The organism is Kitasatospora sp. NPDC001603 (genome assembly GCF_040298365.1).
Taxonomy (GTDB): domain Bacteria; phylum Actinomycetota; class Actinomycetes; order Streptomycetales; family Streptomycetaceae; genus Kitasatospora.
Genome location: NZ_JBEPAA010000004.1, coordinates 207,454 through 224,269, shown reverse-complemented (window position 1 = coordinate 224,269; position 16,816 = coordinate 207,454). Strand labels below are relative to the sequence as shown.

The following is a 16,816-nucleotide window of genomic DNA, read 5'->3' as shown; positions in this document are numbered from 1 at the left end:
CCCGGCGCGTTCCGGGCCCCGGCACGGTCGGCCGGCGGGGCGGTTCGGGCGACCGGCGGCGGTGGCCGCCGCGCGGAGGTGGCAGTCTGGGTACAGGTGGCAGCCGGGTCCGACCCCGCACCGACCGCTTCTCCGGGAGGACGGCCATGACATACGCGCACGCCAGGCCCGCGCGGAGCCTCGACGAGGTCGTCGGGCGGATGCGGGCGGTGGAGGCCCGGCTGGACCCGCGGGACGGTGTGGCCTGCTTCAACCGGATGTACCTGAGGGTCGCCGAACTGATCGGCGGCCACCTGGCCGCGGGCTCCTTCCAGGACGGGGCGTTCACCGAGGACCTGGAGGTGGTCCTCGCCGGTGCCTACCTCGACGCGGTCGAGGACGCCGAAGCGGGCCGCCCGGTCAACGAGGCCTGGCAGCCGCTGTTCGAGGCCCGGGGAGACCGGTCGGTCCGGCCGATCCAGTTCGCCTTCGCGGGGATGAGCGCGCACCTCAGCCACGACCTCCCGCTGGCCCTGGTGGAGACCTGCATCGAGCGCCGCACCACGCCGGACACCCCGCCCGTGCACGCCGACCACCTCCGGGCCGCCGCACTGCTGGGGCAGGCCGAGGCCGAGGCCCGGGCCTCCTTCGAGGCGCGGCTCGGCACGCCGGACGCCCAGGCCGCCGAGTCCCTGCGGCACCTCGTCGCCAGCTTCTCCGTCGCCCGCGCGCTGGACGCCGCCTGGGCCACCACCCAGACGCTCTGGCACGAGCGCAACCTGCGCCCCTTCCACGACGCCACGCTGGCCGCCGTCACCGGTGGCGCGATACTGGCCGCCCGGCTGCTGGTCACCCCGGTCCTGCCGCCGGCCGGCCCGCCCACCGACGAGGTCTGACACCGCCGCCGCTCCCGCGCCGGGCCGAGTCGAGCTCAGTGCCCGAGGGCGGCTTTGGCGGCCACGATGATCAGGCCCAGGACGAGGTTGACGAACCCCTCCAGCGCCGCCTGCCGCCGGCTCGCCCCGGCCCGGACGGCTCCCACGAACGCCCACCCGACCTGCTGGGCGACGGCGACGCCCAGCGCCAGCCAGGCCGTCCCGGGGAGGCCCAGCCCGAGCAGCGGGCTGATCAGCACCGCCACCGCGGGGGCCACCGCCGCCTCCACGATGGGCCGCTCGTGGCGGGCGATCCGGCGGGCCTGCCGCCAGGTGAGCCGCTGTCCGACCTGGCGCTCACCGGCGAGCCGGGCGTACACATGGGCGCCCCAGAACACCAGGCCGGTGACGATCAGCAGGACGCCTAGCTGGAAGCGCGGGTAGTCGCCGACGGCACCCGCGGTCGCCACCACCGAGGCGGCGAGCATGGAGCCGTAGACCGCTCCGGCGTAGTCCGTGCGCTCGGCCGCCGGACGGTCGCTGCGGTGCCCGCCCTCGGGCCGGCTGACTGGGCTGCTCATCCTTCGCACCCTACGAGGGGGCGGGCGGCCCGGCCCGGCGGCTACGCCGTACGGGCGCCGGCGTCTCCGGTACCGGCCCCCGGGGGCCCGGAGTGGCGGGCGGCGGCAGGCGTGGCACGCTGGAGATCGCCGACGGCGTGCTGCCCGCGGCGCCCCGCTGAGCGGGCCGGGCCCGTTCCCGGACCGGCGTCCGCCCGGCGTCCGCGCGGGCGGCCCAGTCCGACGGGCGGCGGCCCGGCAGTGCGGCTGGACTGGTGGGCGAACGCCTCCTCCGGAAAGGGCCCGCCGATGTCCACCTCGCCCCGCGGCTACGACGACCTGCGCGCGCTGGTCCTCAACTGCACCCTCAAGCGCTCGCCCGAGCGCAGCCACACCCAGGGCCTGATCGACCTCAGCACCGGCATCATGCAGCGCCAGGGCGTCCAGGTCGACGTGATCCGGGCGGTCGACCACGACATCGCCACCGGCGTCTGGCCGGACATGACCGAGCACGGCTGGGAGACCGACGACTGGCCGGTGCTCTACAGCCAGGTGATGGCCGCCGACATCCCCGTCCTGGCCGGTCCGGTCTGGCTGGGTGACAACTCCTCGGTGATGAAGCAGGTGATCGAGCGGCTCTACGCCTGCTCGTCGATCCTCAACTCCGAGGGCCAGTACGCCTACTACGGCCGGGTGGGCGGCTGTCTGATCACCGGGAACGAGGACGGCGCGAAGCACTGCGCGATGAACGTCCTCTACAGCCTGCAGCACCTGGGGTACGTGATCCCGCCGCAGGCCGACGCCGGCTGGGTGGGGGAGGCGGGGCCGGGGCCGTCCTACCTCGACCCGGGGTCGGGCGGGCCGGAGAACGACTTCACCAACCGCAACGCCACCTTCATGACCTGGAACCTGCTCCACCTCGCCCGGATGCTCAAGGACGCCGGCGGCGTCCCCGCCCACGGCAACCAACGCTCCGAGTGGGACGCCGGCTGCCGCTTCGACTTCGAGAACCCCGAGCACCGCTGAACCCAGCAAGCCTTCCACGGCCCGTCGGGCACGGCGGAACGATCACGGAGCGTGAGCGTCCAGGATCGAGAATGCGGACGGTAGGAATCCAAGGAGCAAGACGGCGGATACGGCCTGGCGGAAAAATGCCGGTGCGGTGTTAGAAATGAGCATGGTCGAACACGCCGACCGATCGCGGATCGTATTCAGAAAGCCACTGATCGCGAGAAACCGACGGAGCGTAGCCGCTCAGGTCTTCGCTCTGGAACTCGTGGTCGTGGTGCTCCTCGTGCTCGGGGCGATCCTGGCGCAGGTCCTCGAGTCACGGCGGAGCAGCGATTCCGAGGCGAAGAACAGGTCGGTCGCGGTCGCGGAAACCTTCGCGCATTCCCCTGGTTTGCTCGCCGCGCTCAAGTCGCCCAATCCGTCAGCGATTCTCCAGCCGATCACCGAGGCAACCCGCGAGGTGTCCGGCGTCGACTTCATCGTCGTCATGAACGACCAGGGAATCCGCTACACACACCCGATGCCGGACCGGATCGGCCAGCGGTTCGTCGGCACCATCGGCCCCTCCCTGGCCGGCCAGATCTATACCGAGAGTGTGCACGGTCCGCTCGGCCACGAGGTCCAGGCGATCGTGCCGGTCACCGCTCCGGACGGATCGGTCGCAGGGCTGGTGTCGGCCGGGCTCAAGGTCCAGAACGTCACCGCCGCCGACGACCGGCAACTGCCGCTGATCCTCGGCACCGGGGCAGCCGCCGTCATGGTCGCCACTGCCGGTACCGCGCTGATCGCCCGCCGGGTGAGGCGCCAGACCCGCGGCATGGACCCGGGCGAGCTGGCCCGGATGTACGAGCACCACGACGCCGTCCTGCACGCGGTCCGGGAGGGCGTGGTCATCGTCGGACACGGCGGGCAGCTGCTGCTGGCCAACGACGAGGCGCGCGAACTGCTGGGCCTGCCCGACCACGTCGAGGGTCGGCACCTGGGCGACATCGAAGGCCTCACCCCGGAGACTGCCGACTTGCTGTTGTCGGGCCGGGCGGTTACCGACGAACTGCTCCGCGTCGGGGGCCGGCTCGTCGTGGTCAACCAGCGGCCGACCGACCCGCACAGCCTCGCCATGGGGACGGTCGCGACCATCCGGGACTCCACGGAGCTGCTCGCCCTCTCCGGCAAGGCCGAGATGGCCGGCCGGCGTCTGGCCCTGCTGTACGAGGCCGGCGTCGGCATCGGGACCACGCTCGACGTCGAGCGCACCGCCGAGGAGCTGGCCCGGGTCGCGGTGCCCGGCTTCGCGGACTTCGTCACCGTGGACCTCGCGGACCCGGTGCTGCAGGGCGACGAGCCCACCGGTGGCGCCGTCAACCTGCGCCGGACCGCCGTCCACGGCATCCGCGACGACCACCCGTTCTACCCGTGCGGCCGGCTGACCGCCTTCATCCCGTCCTCCCCGATGGCCCGCGGCTTCGACAGCGGCCGCTCGCAGGTCGTCCCCGATCTGGCGGTCGCGCACGGCTGGCAGGCCCAGGACCCGGAGTGGACCGGGCACATCCTGGACTACGGCGTGCACACGCTGATCACCACCCCGTTGAAGGCCCGCGGCATCATCCTGGGCGTCGTCAACTTCTGGCGGTCGCGGAAGCCCGAGCCGTTCGACGACGACGACCGCTCATTGGCCGAGGAACTGGTCGCGCGGGCCGCCGTCAGCATCGACAACGCCCGCCGTTACACGCGCGAGCACGCCATGGCCGTGACCCTGCAGCGCAGTTTGCTGCCGCGCGTCCTGCCCGGCCAGAGCGCGCTGGAGGTCGCCCACCGTTACCTGCCCGCGCAGTCCGGCGTGAGCGGCGACTGGTTCGACGTGATCCCGCTGCCCGGCAGCCGGGTGGCCATGGTGGTGGGCGACGTGGTCGGCCACGGGCTGCACGCCGCCGCCACCATGGGCCGGCTACGCACCGCCGTGCACAACTTCTCCGCCCTCGACCTGGCGCCCGACGAGTTGCTCGGCCACCTCGACGAGCTGGTCAACCGGATTGACCAGGAGGAGGCCGACGCCGGCACCGGCACCGGCGTCACCGGTGCCACCTGCCTGTACGCGATCTACGACCCGACTTCCCGGCTCTGCACCATCGCGACCGCTGGCCATCTGCCGCCTGCGCTGGTCGATCCCGCCGGCGAGGTCGTCTTCCCGGACCTGCCGACCGGACCGCCGCTCGGCGCGGGCGGGATGCCCTACGAGACCGCCCAGGTGCGGCTGGCCGAGGGCACCCAGATCGTGCTGTACACCGACGGCCTGATCGAGGAGCGCACCCGGGACCTCGACGTCGGCATGGACCTGCTGCGCCTGGCGCTGTCGCAGCGCGACCGGGGGCCGGAGGAGAACTGCCGGGCGGTGCTGGAAGCGCTGCTACCGGAGCACCCGCAGGACGACGTGGCACTGCTGATCGCCAGGACCGGGGTGCTCGGCCCGGAGCGGGTCGTCGAGCGCGACGTGCTGTCCGATCCGGCCGCCGTTGCCGACATCCGGGAATGGAGCACGGCGACGCTGGAGGAATGGGGCCTGGGCGAGCTGTCCTTCGCCACCGAGCTCGCCCTGAGCGAGCTGGTCACCAACGCCATCCGCTACGGCTCGGAGCCGGTGCGGGTCCGACTGTTGCGCGACCGCAGCCTGATCCTGGAGGTCTCCGACGGGAGCAACACCTCTCCGCGCCTGACGTACGCGGCGAGCACCGACGAGGGCGGCCGGGGCCTGTTCCTGGTGGCCCAGCTCACCGAGCGCTGGGGTACCCGCTACACGCCTCACGGCAAGATCATCTGGGCCGAACAGGCCTTCCCCGCCTCCGTCCATGCCGTGACCCCGCAACGCCCCGACGAGACCCAGCACGTCGTCTCCAGAGCTTGACGGCCTGGCGGTCACACCCCGGTGAACCGGGATTATGGCGTCGCCGGTGCGGGACCCCCGGCCGCCTCCCGCGTGCGGTCACCCGCGTGGACGGTACGTCACACCGCCGCGGGTCCGGCCGCCGATCGTCGCTCCGGTTCTTGCTGACGAAGAGTCAGCAAGTTCGGTGCAGTGTCTTGACGGTGCACGGACACCGCTCTACAACGTAGTCAGCTCCCCGAATCCCCCACCGACGGGGGGCCACGAAAGTTCACCTTCTCGATTCCCCCTCACCGAGGAAGAGGCTTTCCCATGCGCCTTCACCGTCCTGTCCCGCTGGTCGCCGCCGCCCTCGCCGCCACCGCGGCGTTCGCGCTGGGGGCCGTCCCCGCGTCGGCGGCGCCCGGCTCCGTCACCGCCACCGCGGTGCTGACCGCCGGCGGCGGCGCCGTCGCGGCGGGCGACACGCTCGCCGCGCCGCTCGCCGCGAACACCCGCGCCACCTTCTACTCGACCGCGACCAGTACGACCGGGGTCACCTGCGCCACCTCCCAGCTCGCCGCCAGGGTGCTGAGCAACCCGGCGGCCCCCGGTACGGCCACGGAGTCCCTCACCGGGCTGACCTTCGGCTCGTGCACCAGCAACGTCACCGGGGTCACCTCGGTCCGGAGCCTGACCGTCGGCAACTTCCCGCACGTCATCGCCGTCGACGACGGCCCGGGGCTGCCGATCACCCTCACCCCGGGGACCGCCGGGCCGATCCAAGCCACCGCCGTGCTCAACAGCTGGTTCGGCACCCTCACCTGCAGCTACCAGCTCAGCGGTGCGTTCACCGGCGCCGCGGACAACGCCGGCCACAGCATGGTGTTCCGCACCGAGCACTTCGCCAAGAGCGGCGGCTCCTCGCTCTGCCCGGCCGACGGCTACTTCTCGGCCACCTACGGCCCGGTCACCGACACCAGCCAGGCCGGCAGCCCGGCGGTCGTCGTCAACTGATCCGGCGCGAAGCGAGCGGCCCCGCGGGCGTGCCCGCGGGGCCGCTGCCCTGCCGGTCGGCGTCGTGGCTGGTGGGCGGGGGTGAAGCCGGCCTGACGGGAGGTCAGGGGCGTTCCCCCGACCGCTGTCCGCTGGTCGGGAGGGGATTGACACTGGCGGGTAACAACGAGCAATCTGATCAGGCCCACCGGCGTGTGCGGGGGGTCGAGTGCGGTCTGTGCCGTTGCCGGATGCGGCGTGCGCGACGGATCGTGGCGTCGCGCGCTCGGCTCACATGCGGGGGGAACGCCAGTTCCGCGTGCCCGTACACGCTCCTGGGGTGTGCGGTGGGGCGTGCCGGTGAGGCGTGCCCCGTGGGGGAGAGACGCGGGCGGGGGCCGGCGGCTCGACGGCGGTGTGCGGACCGGTCCGGGAGGACGGGCCGCTGCGGCGCGGTGCCCCGACGGCGCACCGACCGCCCGATCCCGTCGCCCAGGAAGGACGCCCGCATGGCCGAATCGCCCGTCGCACCCGTCAAGGGCCCCGCCGTCGTGGCCGGCCCGGCCGCCGGGCCGCCGCTCGGGCCGGTGCTGCTCTGCTGCCTGGGAGCCTTCGTGGCCTTCCTGGACAGCACCATCGTGAACGTGGCGTTCCCCAACATCGCCAAGACCTTCTCCGGCTCCGACCTGCCGACCCTCTCCTGGGTGCTCAACGGCTACAACGTGGTGATCGCGGCCTTCCTGATGCCGGCCGGCCGGGCCGCCGACCGGCTCGGCTGCCGGCGGTCGTTCGCGGTCGGCCTCTCGCTCTTCACCCTGGCCTCGGTGGTCTGCGGGCTCGCCGGGTCGGCGACGGTGCTGATCGCGGCGCGGCTGGTGCAGGCGGTGGGCGCGGCGATCCTGGTGCCGACCTCGCTCGCGCTGCTGATGCCGATGTTCCCGATGGCCCGGCGGCTGATCGCGATCACCATCTGGGGCGCGGCGGCGGCGCTGGCCGCCGGCATCGGCCCCGGTCTCGGCGGGCTGCTGGCCGAGCACTGGTCGTGGCGGGCGGTCTTCCTGGTGAACATCCCGATCGGGGTGGCGGCCGTCTGGGCCTCCCGCTCGCTCACCGAGCAGCGCGAGCGCGGCGGTCCGACTCCGGACGTGCTGGGCGCGGCGCTGCTCGGCGGCGCGCTCGGCCTGCTCGCCCTGGGCCTGGTCAAGGGCCCGGACTGGGAGTGGACGAGCCCCGGCACCCTCGGAGCGCTGGCCGGTGGCGCGCTGCTGGCGGTGGCGGCGGTGCTGCGCAGCGCGCGCCACCCCGCGCCGGTCATCGCGTTGGACCTGCTCCGCTCGCGCAGCGCCATCGGCGGCAACCTCGGCTCGATGCTGTTCTCGGTGACCTTCTACATGGTCATCCTCAACAACATCCTGTTCCTGACCGGACACTGGCACTGGTCGCTGATCACGGCCGGACTCGCCACCACGCCGCCGCCGATCGCCACCGCGCTGGTCGCCCGCCCGGCGAGCCGGTTCGCGGAGCGGTTCGGGGACCGCCCGGTGGTGATCGCCGGCTGCCTGATCTACGCCTGCGGCACGCTGCTGCTGCTCTGGGGCGGCGGCCGGGGGCCCGACTTCCTCACCCACTGGCTGCCCGGGGCGGTGGTGATGGGCACCGGGGCCGGACTGGTCTGGCCGGTGCTGGGCGCGGTCGCGCTGGCCGGGGTCGAACCGGCCCGGCTGGCCACCGCGAGTGCGGCGAACGCGGCCTTCCGTCAGCTCGGCGCCGTCCTCGGGACGGCCCTCGCGGTCTCCGTGGTGACCGCCTCGGCGGCCGACGCGCTCGGCGCCGCGCGTGACACCTGGTACCTGGCGATCGGTTTCGCGCTCGCCGTCGCCCTGCTCGCCGCGGTGACGATCCGCCGGATCCCGGCGGTCGACGCGCCTGCCGATCTACCGGGCCTCCGGTGATTTCGGCCGAATTCGCCGACCAATACCGCGACTCGTCCCCCGGTTCCGACCGGGGGTCCAGCGGTGTTTGTGCGAAGCAGATCTGATGACGCATCAACTTCCGTGTAACAGGCATCACTTGGCCTGCACAATCGCCAACTTGTATGATTCTGAGCCATGGTGACGCCCGAAGTTGAGTCCTACATCCGGCAGAAATTCGGCGAGCACGCCGGCCTCGCCGACGAGGAAGTTTTCGCCGACGACGTGACGCTGGCCGATGTGATCGGCCGGAGTCCCAAAATGACCAACAGCATTGACCTGATGGAAGCCTTCGCCCGGACCGCCAACGGTCTCCGCAAGGACTACGGCGTGCGGGTGCGGCTGCCCGCGCTGCCCCTCGACACCGCGACCCCGGTGGTGCTGAAGGTGTTCCTGGAGGAGTTCGAGAAGCAGAAGGCCAAGGAGGCGGCCGCATGAGCGTCATCGAGACGGAGCCGGTGATCCGGAAGGCGGTCGTCCCCGCCGAGCCGCCGGCCATCATCACCGACCTCTGGGACGCGGTGACGGTGCGCGGGATGTCCCTCGTCGACGTGACCTGGGAGCAGCAGCGGCTGCACGAGTCGCGCCGGTGGAGCGTCGTCGAGATGCTGTCCGCCGTCGACCTGGACAGCCTCACCCCGCTCGACCGCAACCTGGTGTGGAACGCCGGCCGGGCCGAGCTGACCACCAAGCCGGGCGCCGACCGCCTGGAGCGGCAGGCCGAGGCCGAGGTGCGCCGCTGGGAGAAGACCAACCCGGCGCTCGCGGCGGTCATGGAGGCGTGCGGCACCTGGAGCCGCTACTGGAACGAGGAGGAGGCCCACCACGAGACGGTCTTCAACCGGCTGGCGGACGTCAGCGGGATGGAGCCGATCGACGACGAGACCTTCCTCGCGTTCCGCAAGGTCTTCCCGGACGACGACATGCTGCGCACCCTGGTGCTGCTCGCGATCTCCGAGATCACCGCCGCCGTCAACTACGGCCAGTGCCAGCACGTGATCCAGGACGAGGGCCTGCGCCGGATCTTCAAGCAGGTCGCGGCCGACGAGATCCAGCACCGCAACTACTTCGTGTCGTTCGCGAAGGCCCTGGTGGACAGCGGCGAGTACCACGCCAAGGACGCCTTCGCGGTGGCCCACCTCTTCCTCCGCGAGGACGGCGAACTCCTGGGCAGCGCCCGGGACCAGAAGGAGGACCGGGGGACCCACGTCAACTGGTGGGACCACCTGGACACCGCCGAGACCGGCTACCGGCCCGAGGCGATGGAGAAGAAGGAGCAGCTGGTCTGCGGCGCTCTGAAGAAGATCACCGGGATCGAGGTGCACTCCCGGGAGGAGGTCGAGGACACCTGGATGGACCTCCTCGACAGCTGACGCCGGGCTCCGCGGCCGCCCGGGCCGGCACCCCGCGCGTTCACCGCGGGGCGCCGGCCCGGCGGCCGCGCACCCGGGGACCCGGCCGCCCGGGCAGGACACCCCGCCCGGACGGCTCCCGGCACCACGGCTCCCGGGCACCACGGCTCCCGCTGCTACGGCTCCCGGTACACCGGCTCCCGGCTCCTCGGCCGGGGCCCTTCGGCACGATCGAAAACGGACGGTCCGACGTGTTCTTCGGCGAATCACGCCTCATGCTCCCGGTGCGCCCCAACGACCTCGACGCGCTGGGGCACGTCAACAACGCGGTCGCGCTGGAGTACCTGGAGGCCGGGCGGTGGGACTGGCTCGGCCTCCAGGGGCTCGTGCACGGTGACCGGCTGATCGCGGTGGTCGCCCGCACCGAGATCGACTACCTGGCCGAGATCCCGCGCGGCCGGGTCGAGGTGCGGACCGAGCTCGTCTCCCCCTCGGAGGAGGAGTGGGACGAGGAGGGCCTGACCTTCCGGGCCCGCTTCCGGCAGCGGATCCACCTTCCGGAGGCCGACCGGCCGGCGGTGGACGCGCTGGTGACGGTGGCCTTCCTGGACGCGGAGCAGCGCTGCCTGGTCTCCCTCCAGGACTTCCTGGCCGCCTCCACCCCGGCCTGACGGCCCGTCGGGACGCCGCCGATACGGAACGCGGCGACCGAACCATGAACGAGCGGTAACCGAACGAGTAGGAGGGGTCCGGTGCTCGAACACATCCAGCGCAACCAGGAGTGCCCGCCCGAGCGGGGGCTCCACCTGTACGAGAAGTACGGCGACCCGGCGGAGTTCACGCCGTACCGGGACTTCCCCGAGCGGATCGCCGCCAGTGCGGACTTCTTCCGGGAGCAGGGGATCGGACCGGGGACCAGGGTGGTCTTCCCGTTCGAGACCTCCGTTCCGGTGATCTTCGCGTTCCTGGCGCTGATGGAGATCGGCGCGGTGCCGCTCTCCGTCAAGCCCTTCGTGCTGAACACGCCGAGGGAGGGCTACCAGGAGTTCCTGGCCCGGGTCGCGGCGGACTTCGGCGCCGCCCGGATCCTCGGCGTCCCCACGCTGGCCGCCGTCGACCTGCCGGTCGAGGCGCTGCCGCTGCCGCCGGCGGGCCTGCGCCGGGCCGGCGCCCGGCTGCGGACGCCCGGGGACGACGAACTGGCCTTCGTGCAGTTCTCCTCCGGGTCGACCTCCTTCCCCAAGGGCGTCCCGGTGACCCACGGCCGGCTCCGGGCCAACCTGGCCATGATCACCCGGACCGACGGCCGCGAGCCCGGGGAGCGGGTCAGCAGCTGGCTGCCGCTCTACCACGACATGGGGCTGGTCGGCGGCATGCTGTCCTGCTTCACCGTCGGCTGCGACCTGCTGCTCGCCGAGCCGGTGACCTTCCTGTTCGACGCGCGCGGCTGGTGGGAGCACATGGGCCGGGAGCGGGCCATCGGCACCGTCATCCCGAACTTCGCCGTCGACTACTCGCTCAAGCTGATGCAGGACCTCGACCCGGAGGAGATCGCCGAACTCGACCTCTCCGGGATGCGGTCGATCTACCTCGGCAGCGAGCCGATCAACCTGCCGAACCTGGAGGCGTTCCTCGACCTGATGGCGCCCGCCGGTCTGCGGCGCGACGTCTTCATGCCCTGCTACGGCATGGCCGAGGCCGTCCTGCTGGTGGCCAGCCGCCCGGTGGGCGGCGAGATCCGGGTGGTGACCTCACCGTCCGGCGTCCCGGCGATCTCGGTCGGCCGGCCGATGGCGGAGTTCGCCGTCCGGCTGCGCGGCGAGGACGGGCGGGTCTGCGGCGAGCACGAGCTGGGCGAGATCGAGCTGGCCGGCGGCAGCCTCGCCGAGGCCTACTTCGACCGCCCCGGGTCGATCGAGGGGCCGGACGGCTACTACGCCACCGGGGACATCGGCTTCCTGGACGCCGGGGAGCTGTTCATCACCGGCCGGATCAGCGACCGGATCAAGGTGGGCGGGCGCAGCCTGTTCGCCGCCGACTTCGAGCAGGCGGTCGAGCAGCTCCCGTTCGTCCGCGAGGGCCGCACCGCGGTGGCGCAGATCGGCACCGACATCGTGGTCCTGACCGAGGTGGACCGCGAGGCCCGGGACGACGTGCCGGGCAGCCGGGCGCGGATCGTCGAGCACCTGGTGCGGGCGATCGGCGTCACCGTGCGGGCGGAGGACGTGCACTACCTGAAGCCCGGACAGCTGCCGCGCACCAGCAGCGGCAAGCTCCAGCGGCGCGCGATCGTGGCCGCGTACGAGCAGGGGCAGCTCGAAGGGCTGACGCTGGCCGGGCCCGGGAGCTGAGCGGGCGGCCGGACCGGGTGGCCGCCCGCCGGCGGCCACCCGGTCCGGCGCGGCCGTCGGAGCCCCGCCCGCACCCGCGGGCGGGGACGCCACTACGCGAAGGAGCGACGCATGCCGAAGCTGGAACAGGACGGCGAGGTCTTCGTCCTGCGGCTCGACCCCGACGACGAGAACCTCTTCCACCCCGACCGACTCGCCGCTCTGGAGGCGGCGTTCGACGAGGTGGAGGGCGCGGAGGGGCCGCGCGCGCTGGTCACGGTGGGCAGCGGCAAGTACTGGTCGAACGGTCTGGACCTGGCCTGGCTGCTCGACCACGGCGACCAGTACGCCGGCTACCTGGACCGGGTGCACGCGCTGCTCGCCCGGACGCTGGCCTCGCCGGTGGTCACCGTCGCGGCGCTCAACGGGCACACCTTCGCGGCCGGGGCGATGTGGGCGCTGGCCCACGACGTCCGGGTGATGCGGGCCGACCGGGGGTACTTCTGCCTGCCGGAGGTGGATCTCGACCTGCCCTTCCAGCGCGGCATGTCGGACCTGATCCGGGCCCGGCTGGCGCCGGGGACGGCCCACGAGGCGATGACCACCGGACGCCGCTACGGCGGCGGCGAGGCGCTCGCGGCCGGGATCGTCGACGAGGTCGCGGACCTCGACGCGCTGCTCGGGACCGCGGTCGAGCGGGCCCGCGCGCTGGCCGGCAAGACCCGGCCGGTCCGGGGGCAGATCAAGGAGATGCTGTACTCCGAGACGCTCGCCTCGCTCCGCACGCCGACGGTGGCCTGAGCGCCTGAGCGCCTGAGCGCGTGAGCGCGTGACAGGTGGCCGGGCGGCCGGCCCCCGTGTGCGCGGAGTGCCGGTGCCCCGGGCCCGGGCTCGGGTCCGGTCGGCCCGGGGCCCGGGCTCAGCGGTACGTCGGCTGCTCGTGCAGGCCGAGCGCCAGCCAGGAGTCGGCCTCGCAGTGCCGTAGCAGCCAGCCTGCCAACGGGCCCTGGGCATGGGACAGTTCCACGCAGGCGGCGCGCAGCCCGGCCTCGGCGGCCAGCAGGCCGGGGGCCGAGACGAACGCCACGGCGTCCAGGGCTCCCGGCGTCGTCCGGATCCGGGCGTGGTCGAGCCGGGCCGGCTCCCGGAGCACGCGCTCCAGTGCGTCCCGCACGGTCGCCGCCGCCACCGGTCGGGCGGGCGGGGGGCCACCCGCCGTCTCCAGCCGGACGCGAATCACGTACATCTACGACAGCGTGACTGATCGACGGTTCCCGTGGTCCGAAGCGCCGGTGGCACACTTCTGACTGGCAGCAACATGTCACCGTCGTGCGACGACAACTCCGGTGCGCCCGCGTTCCGTTGCCGTGGTCGCGCGGCCGGTCGGACCGACCCCCTTCGCCGTTCACGCACCGGACCGCCCTGTTCGTCCGCAGGAGCGGGTCCAACTCGCCCCGGCCACGCCATTGCCGAGGCGCCGGCCTTCGCCCCTGGCGGCCCGCCGCCCCCGCGGGTCATGGAGGCCGGCCGGGCCCTGGCGCAGGAGCCCCTGGAGCGCGGGGCGCGGATGCGCACCGTCGAGCAGCAGCGCGTCCGCACCAACCCGCCGGCCGTGCAGGACGCGCGCCGGCCGCACGCACCGTGCCACCGCGCCGGATCGCCGGTCCTCGAACGGTCCCGTCGGCCGGTACCCGGGCTCCGGGCACCGGCCGGCCCGCCGCGCCCCGCGCGCGATGCTGCGTCCCCATACCAGGCTGGGGTATGCCACCACGGTCGTGACCTGGGCTTCGAGGTCGGCCCGGCGGACGGGATGTCGTCCGCCCGTGATATGTACTGCGTCTGGGGCGGCCAGTGCGCAGCCGTACGAAAGAAGCCGATGCTGTTCGAGGGGGCCACACCATGTCGTTCTTCCGACGCCGTTCCGGCGAGGGCGCTGCCGGAGGCGGGGCCGACGGCCGTCGGGGGTTCGGCTTCGCCCGGCGCCCCGCCGCGCGCCCGGCGGCGGTGCCGGCGCTCGACCCGGCCCACGGTGACGAGGAGCTGCGGCTGATGCTGGCCCAGGCGGCCGCGGGGGACTGGGCGTCGCTGCGCCCGGCGCTGGCCGCCGTCACGGACGGGGCCGAACTCACCTGGCTGCTGGTCGCCCTCTCCGACGTCGCCGGGGTGGAGGAGTGGACGGCCCGGGCCGTCGCCGACCGGCCCGAGGACACGCCGGCGCTGCTGCTCTCCGGCGCCCGGCACGTCTCCTGGGCCTGGGAGGCGCGCACCGGTGCGCGAGCCCAGTACGTCACCGAGGAGCAGTGGCGGCTGTTCCACGAGCGGCTGGACACCGCCGAGGAGCAGCTGTTCGAGGTGGCCGAGCGGGAGCCCCGGTGGCTCGCCCCCTGGTACTTCCTGCAGATCAGCGGCCGCGGCGCCTCGCTCGGCCCGGACGTCGCCCGGTACCGGTTCGAGGCCGCGCTGCGCCGCGACCCCGGCCATCTCGGCTCGCACAAGCAGCGCCTCCAGCAGCTCTGCGCCAAGTGGGGCGGCTCGCACGAGGAGATGCACGCCTTCGCCCGCGCCGCGATGCTGGCCGCTCCCGAGGGCAGTCCGCTGGGTGAACTGGTCGCGCTCGCGCACCTGGAGCACTGGCTGGACCTCCCGGACGGCGAGGACCACGCCTACCTCACCGGGCCCGCCGTCCTGGCCTCGCTCCAGGAGGCGCTGCGGCGGTCCGTGCTGCACGCCGACTACCCGCGCCCGCGCGGCTGGCAGGCCGCCTTCAACACCTTCGCGATGGCCTTCTCGTTGGCCGACCAGCCGAGGACGGCGCACCTCCTGTTCGAGGCGCTCGACGGCGCCGTCACCGAGTCCCCGTGGAACTACCTGTCCGGCGACCCCGCCGAGATCTTCCGCGCCCACCGGGACCGCTGCGCCCGCTAGCCCACCGGTCCGGCCCGACGGCCCGGTCCGCCGGTCCCGCCCCACACCCGATGCGATCGAAAGAGCCTGCGGTGTCCCCTTCCGAGAACCCGACGAGCGCGCACACCTTCCAGGTGGACCTGCGCGGCCTGGTGGACCTGCTCTCCCACCACCTCTACTCCAGCCCCCGGGTCTACCTGCGCGAGCTGCTGCAGAACGCGGTCGACGCGATCTCCGCCCGCCAGGCGCTCGACCCGGCCTCGCCGGCCCGGATCACCGTCCACGCCGACCAGGACCTCACCGTCACCGACACCGGGATCGGGCTCACCGAGGCCGACGTCCACACCTTCCTCGCCACCATCGGCCGCAGCTCCAAGCGCGACGCCGACGGCCGCCTCGACGGCGCCGGCCTGGCCCGCGCCCGCGGGGACTTCATCGGCCAGTTCGGCATCGGGCTGCTGGCCTGCTTCGTGGTCGCCGACGAGATCACCGTCGTCACCCGCTCCGCCGCCACCCCGGACGCGCCGGTCATCGAGTGGCGCGGCGGCTCCGACGGCCGCTACACCATCCGCATCCTGCCGCCGGAGGCCAAGCCCGAGCCCGGTACCACCGTCCGGCTGGCGCCGCGCGCCGACGCCGCCGAGTGGACCCGCTCCGACCGCGTCCTGGCGCTCGCCCGGGACTTCGGCGGCCTGCTGCGCCACGAGGTGACGGTGGTCGACGGCCGCGGCACCGCCACCCGGGTCAACCGCACCCCGCCGTGGGCCGAGCGGCACGGCTCCCCGCTGGCCCGCCGCGAGGCGCTGGCCACCTACTGCCGCACCACCTTCGACTTCACCCCGCTGGACACCATCGAGCTGGACCTGCCGCTGGTCGGCCTGCGCGGCGTCGCCTACGTCCTGCCGGACGCGGTGCCGCCGTCCCGCCGCTCCGGCCACCGGGTCCACCTCAAGGGCATGCTGCTGTCCGAGCAGGCCGACGAACTCCTGCCCGACTGGGCGTTCTTCGTCCGCTGCGTGGTCGACACCGACAGCCTGCGCCCCACCGCCTCGCGCGAGGGCCTGTACGCGGACGAGACGCTCGCCGCCGTCCGGGACGCCCTCGGCGCGCGCATCCGGGACTGGCTCACCGGGCTCTCCGCCAGCGATCCGGCCCTGCTGCACCGCTTCATCTCGGTGCACCACCTCGCCGTCAAGGAACTCGCGCGCTACGACGACGAGTTGCTGCGCATGCTGCTGCCCTGGCTGCCGTTCGAGACGACCGACGGCAATGTCACCCTGGACGAGTTCGCCCGCGCCCACCCGGTCGTCCTGGTGACGCGCACGGTCGAGGAGTTCCGCCAGGTCGCCCCGATCGCGGCCGCGGCCGGCCTCGGCGTGGTCAACGGCGGCTACACCTACGACCGGGACCTCGTCCACCGGCTGCCCGAGATCCGCCCCGGCACGTCGGTGGCCGACCTCGACCCGGGCACCGTCACCGCCCACCTGGACACCGTCGACCCGGCGGCCGAGCTGGCCGCGGCGGCGTTCCTCACCGTCGCCCGCGAGGTGGTCGGCCGGTTCGACTGCGACGTCGCGCTGCGCAGCTTCCACCCGACCAGCGCGCCCGCGCTGCTGCTGGACAACCGGGAGGCGCGGCACGAGCGCACCCGCGCCCAGCTCGCGGACGAGGCCGACGGCCTGTGGGCCGACATCCTCGGCTCGCTGCGCGCCGAGGCGCCGCGCGCCCAACTGGTGCTCAACCACCTCAACCCGCTGGTGCGACGGGCCGCCTCGATCGGCGACCGCGAACTGACCGTCACCGCCGTCGAGGCGCTGTACGGGCAGGCCGTGCTGCTCACCCGCCGCCCGCTGAAGTCCAGCGAGAGCGCCCTGCTCAACCGGTCGTTCATCAGCCTGCTCGACCACGCGATGCTCGGCCACGAGTCGGCCGGTCGCGCCGCCGCCGACCGTGACGCCGCCGACCCGCAGAAGGAGTCCTGA

The 16,816-nt window shown here is 73.4% G+C and carries 14 protein-coding genes; 12 read left to right on the top strand and 2 right to left on the bottom strand.

Features of this window, described 5'->3' with window-relative positions; translation table 11 throughout:
* Positions 1–146 precede the first annotated feature (146 nt).
* Positions 147–875 (top strand): DUF5995 family protein, encoded by a 729-nt coding sequence (locus tag ABT263_RS04995; RefSeq protein WP_352287639.1) that lies wholly within the window; start codon positions 147–149, stop codon positions 873–875.
* Between the two features lie 35 nt (positions 876–910).
* On the opposite strand, the gene ABT263_RS04990 is transcribed toward ABT263_RS04995, so the two are convergent.
* Positions 911–1,435 (bottom strand): hypothetical protein, encoded by a 525-nt coding sequence (locus ABT263_RS04990; protein ID WP_352287636.1) that lies wholly within the window; start codon positions 1,433–1,435, stop codon positions 911–913.
* Between the two features lie 288 nt (positions 1,436–1,723).
* Between ABT263_RS04990 and ABT263_RS04985 the strand changes: the two genes are divergently transcribed.
* From ABT263_RS04985 to ABT263_RS04945, 9 genes are all read left to right on the top strand, one after another.
* Complete coding sequence (locus ABT263_RS04985; RefSeq protein WP_352287634.1) at positions 1,724–2,440, top strand: flavodoxin family protein; 717 nt, start codon at positions 1,724–1,726, stop codon at positions 2,438–2,440.
* Between the two features lie 151 nt (positions 2,441–2,591).
* On the top strand, positions 2,592–5,324 hold the full coding sequence (locus ABT263_RS04980; RefSeq protein ID WP_352287669.1) for a SpoIIE family protein phosphatase: 2,733 nt from the start codon (positions 2,592–2,594) through the stop codon (positions 5,322–5,324).
* 291 nt (positions 5,325–5,615) lie between these two features.
* The gene (locus ABT263_RS04975; protein WP_352287632.1) at positions 5,616–6,299 is read left to right on the top strand and encodes a Tat pathway signal sequence domain protein; all 684 of its coding nucleotides are present in this window, start codon (positions 5,616–5,618) and stop codon (positions 6,297–6,299) included.
* A gap of 488 nt (positions 6,300–6,787) precedes the next feature.
* On the top strand, positions 6,788–8,230 hold the full coding sequence (locus ABT263_RS04970; protein WP_329490306.1) for an MFS transporter: 1,443 nt from the start codon (positions 6,788–6,790) through the stop codon (positions 8,228–8,230).
* A 156-nt stretch (positions 8,231–8,386) separates the two neighbouring features.
* Complete coding sequence (locus ABT263_RS04965; RefSeq protein WP_329490307.1) at positions 8,387–8,686, top strand: hypothetical protein; 300 nt, start codon at positions 8,387–8,389, stop codon at positions 8,684–8,686.
* On the top strand, positions 8,683–9,621 hold the full coding sequence (locus ABT263_RS04960) for an acyl-ACP desaturase (protein ID WP_329490308.1): 939 nt from the start codon (positions 8,683–8,685) through the stop codon (positions 9,619–9,621). Before ABT263_RS04965 ends, ABT263_RS04960 begins: the two co-directional genes overlap by 4 nt.
* 254 nt (positions 9,622–9,875) lie before the next feature.
* Positions 9,876–10,271: an acyl-CoA thioesterase gene (locus ABT263_RS04955; protein WP_352287630.1), complete on the top strand. Its 396-nt coding sequence runs from the start codon at positions 9,876–9,878 to the stop codon at positions 10,269–10,271.
* An 81-nt stretch (positions 10,272–10,352) separates the two neighbouring features.
* The gene (locus ABT263_RS04950) at positions 10,353–11,951 is read left to right on the top strand and encodes an AMP-binding protein (RefSeq protein ID WP_352287629.1); all 1,599 of its coding nucleotides are present in this window, start codon (positions 10,353–10,355) and stop codon (positions 11,949–11,951) included.
* 111 nt (positions 11,952–12,062) lie between these two features.
* Positions 12,063–12,731, top strand: coding sequence for an enoyl-CoA hydratase/isomerase family protein (locus ABT263_RS04945; RefSeq protein ID WP_352287627.1), 669 nt, complete (start codon positions 12,063–12,065; stop codon positions 12,729–12,731).
* 118 nt (positions 12,732–12,849) lie between these two features.
* On the opposite strand, the gene ABT263_RS04940 is transcribed toward ABT263_RS04945, so the two are convergent.
* Positions 12,850–13,176: a hypothetical protein gene (locus tag ABT263_RS04940; protein WP_352287625.1), complete on the bottom strand. Its 327-nt coding sequence runs from the start codon at positions 13,174–13,176 to the stop codon at positions 12,850–12,852.
* A 653-nt stretch (positions 13,177–13,829) separates the two neighbouring features.
* Between ABT263_RS04940 and ABT263_RS04935 the strand changes: the two genes are divergently transcribed.
* Positions 13,830–14,855, top strand: a complete 1,026-nt coding sequence (locus ABT263_RS04935; RefSeq protein ID WP_352287621.1) for a hypothetical protein — start codon at positions 13,830–13,832, stop codon at positions 14,853–14,855.
* Between the two features lie 50 nt (positions 14,856–14,905).
* Positions 14,906–16,816 (top strand): HSP90 family protein, encoded by a 1,911-nt coding sequence (locus tag ABT263_RS04930; protein WP_502885752.1) that lies wholly within the window; start codon positions 14,906–14,908, stop codon positions 16,814–16,816.

Bases quoted from the DNA above. Each gene is read 5' to 3' on its own strand.
- ABT263_RS04995 (WP_352287639.1), top strand. From the start codon at position 147: ATGACATACGCGCACGCCAGGCCCGCGCGGAGCCTCGACGAGGTCGTC.
- ABT263_RS04990 (WP_352287636.1), bottom strand. From the start codon at position 1,435: ATGAGCAGCCCAGTCAGCCGGCCCGAGGGCGGGCACCGCAGCGACCGT.
- ABT263_RS04985 (WP_352287634.1), top strand. From the start codon at position 1,724: ATGTCCACCTCGCCCCGCGGCTACGACGACCTGCGCGCGCTGGTCCTC.
- ABT263_RS04980 (WP_352287669.1), top strand. From the start codon at position 2,592: ATGGTCGAACACGCCGACCGATCGCGGATCGTATTCAGAAAGCCACTG.
- ABT263_RS04975 (WP_352287632.1), top strand. From the start codon at position 5,616: ATGCGCCTTCACCGTCCTGTCCCGCTGGTCGCCGCCGCCCTCGCCGCC.
- ABT263_RS04970 (WP_329490306.1), top strand. From the start codon at position 6,788: ATGGCCGAATCGCCCGTCGCACCCGTCAAGGGCCCCGCCGTCGTGGCC.
- ABT263_RS04965 (WP_329490307.1), top strand. From the start codon at position 8,387: ATGGTGACGCCCGAAGTTGAGTCCTACATCCGGCAGAAATTCGGCGAG.
- ABT263_RS04960 (WP_329490308.1), top strand. From the start codon at position 8,683: ATGAGCGTCATCGAGACGGAGCCGGTGATCCGGAAGGCGGTCGTCCCC.
- ABT263_RS04955 (WP_352287630.1), top strand. From the start codon at position 9,876: ATGCTCCCGGTGCGCCCCAACGACCTCGACGCGCTGGGGCACGTCAAC.
- ABT263_RS04945 (WP_352287627.1), top strand. From the start codon at position 12,063: ATGCCGAAGCTGGAACAGGACGGCGAGGTCTTCGTCCTGCGGCTCGAC.
- ABT263_RS04940 (WP_352287625.1), bottom strand. From the start codon at position 13,176: ATGTACGTGATTCGCGTCCGGCTGGAGACGGCGGGTGGCCCCCCGCCC.
- ABT263_RS04935 (WP_352287621.1), top strand. From the start codon at position 13,830: ATGTCGTTCTTCCGACGCCGTTCCGGCGAGGGCGCTGCCGGAGGCGGG.
- ABT263_RS04930 (WP_502885752.1), top strand. From the start codon at position 14,906: ATGCGATCGAAAGAGCCTGCGGTGTCCCCTTCCGAGAACCCGACGAGC.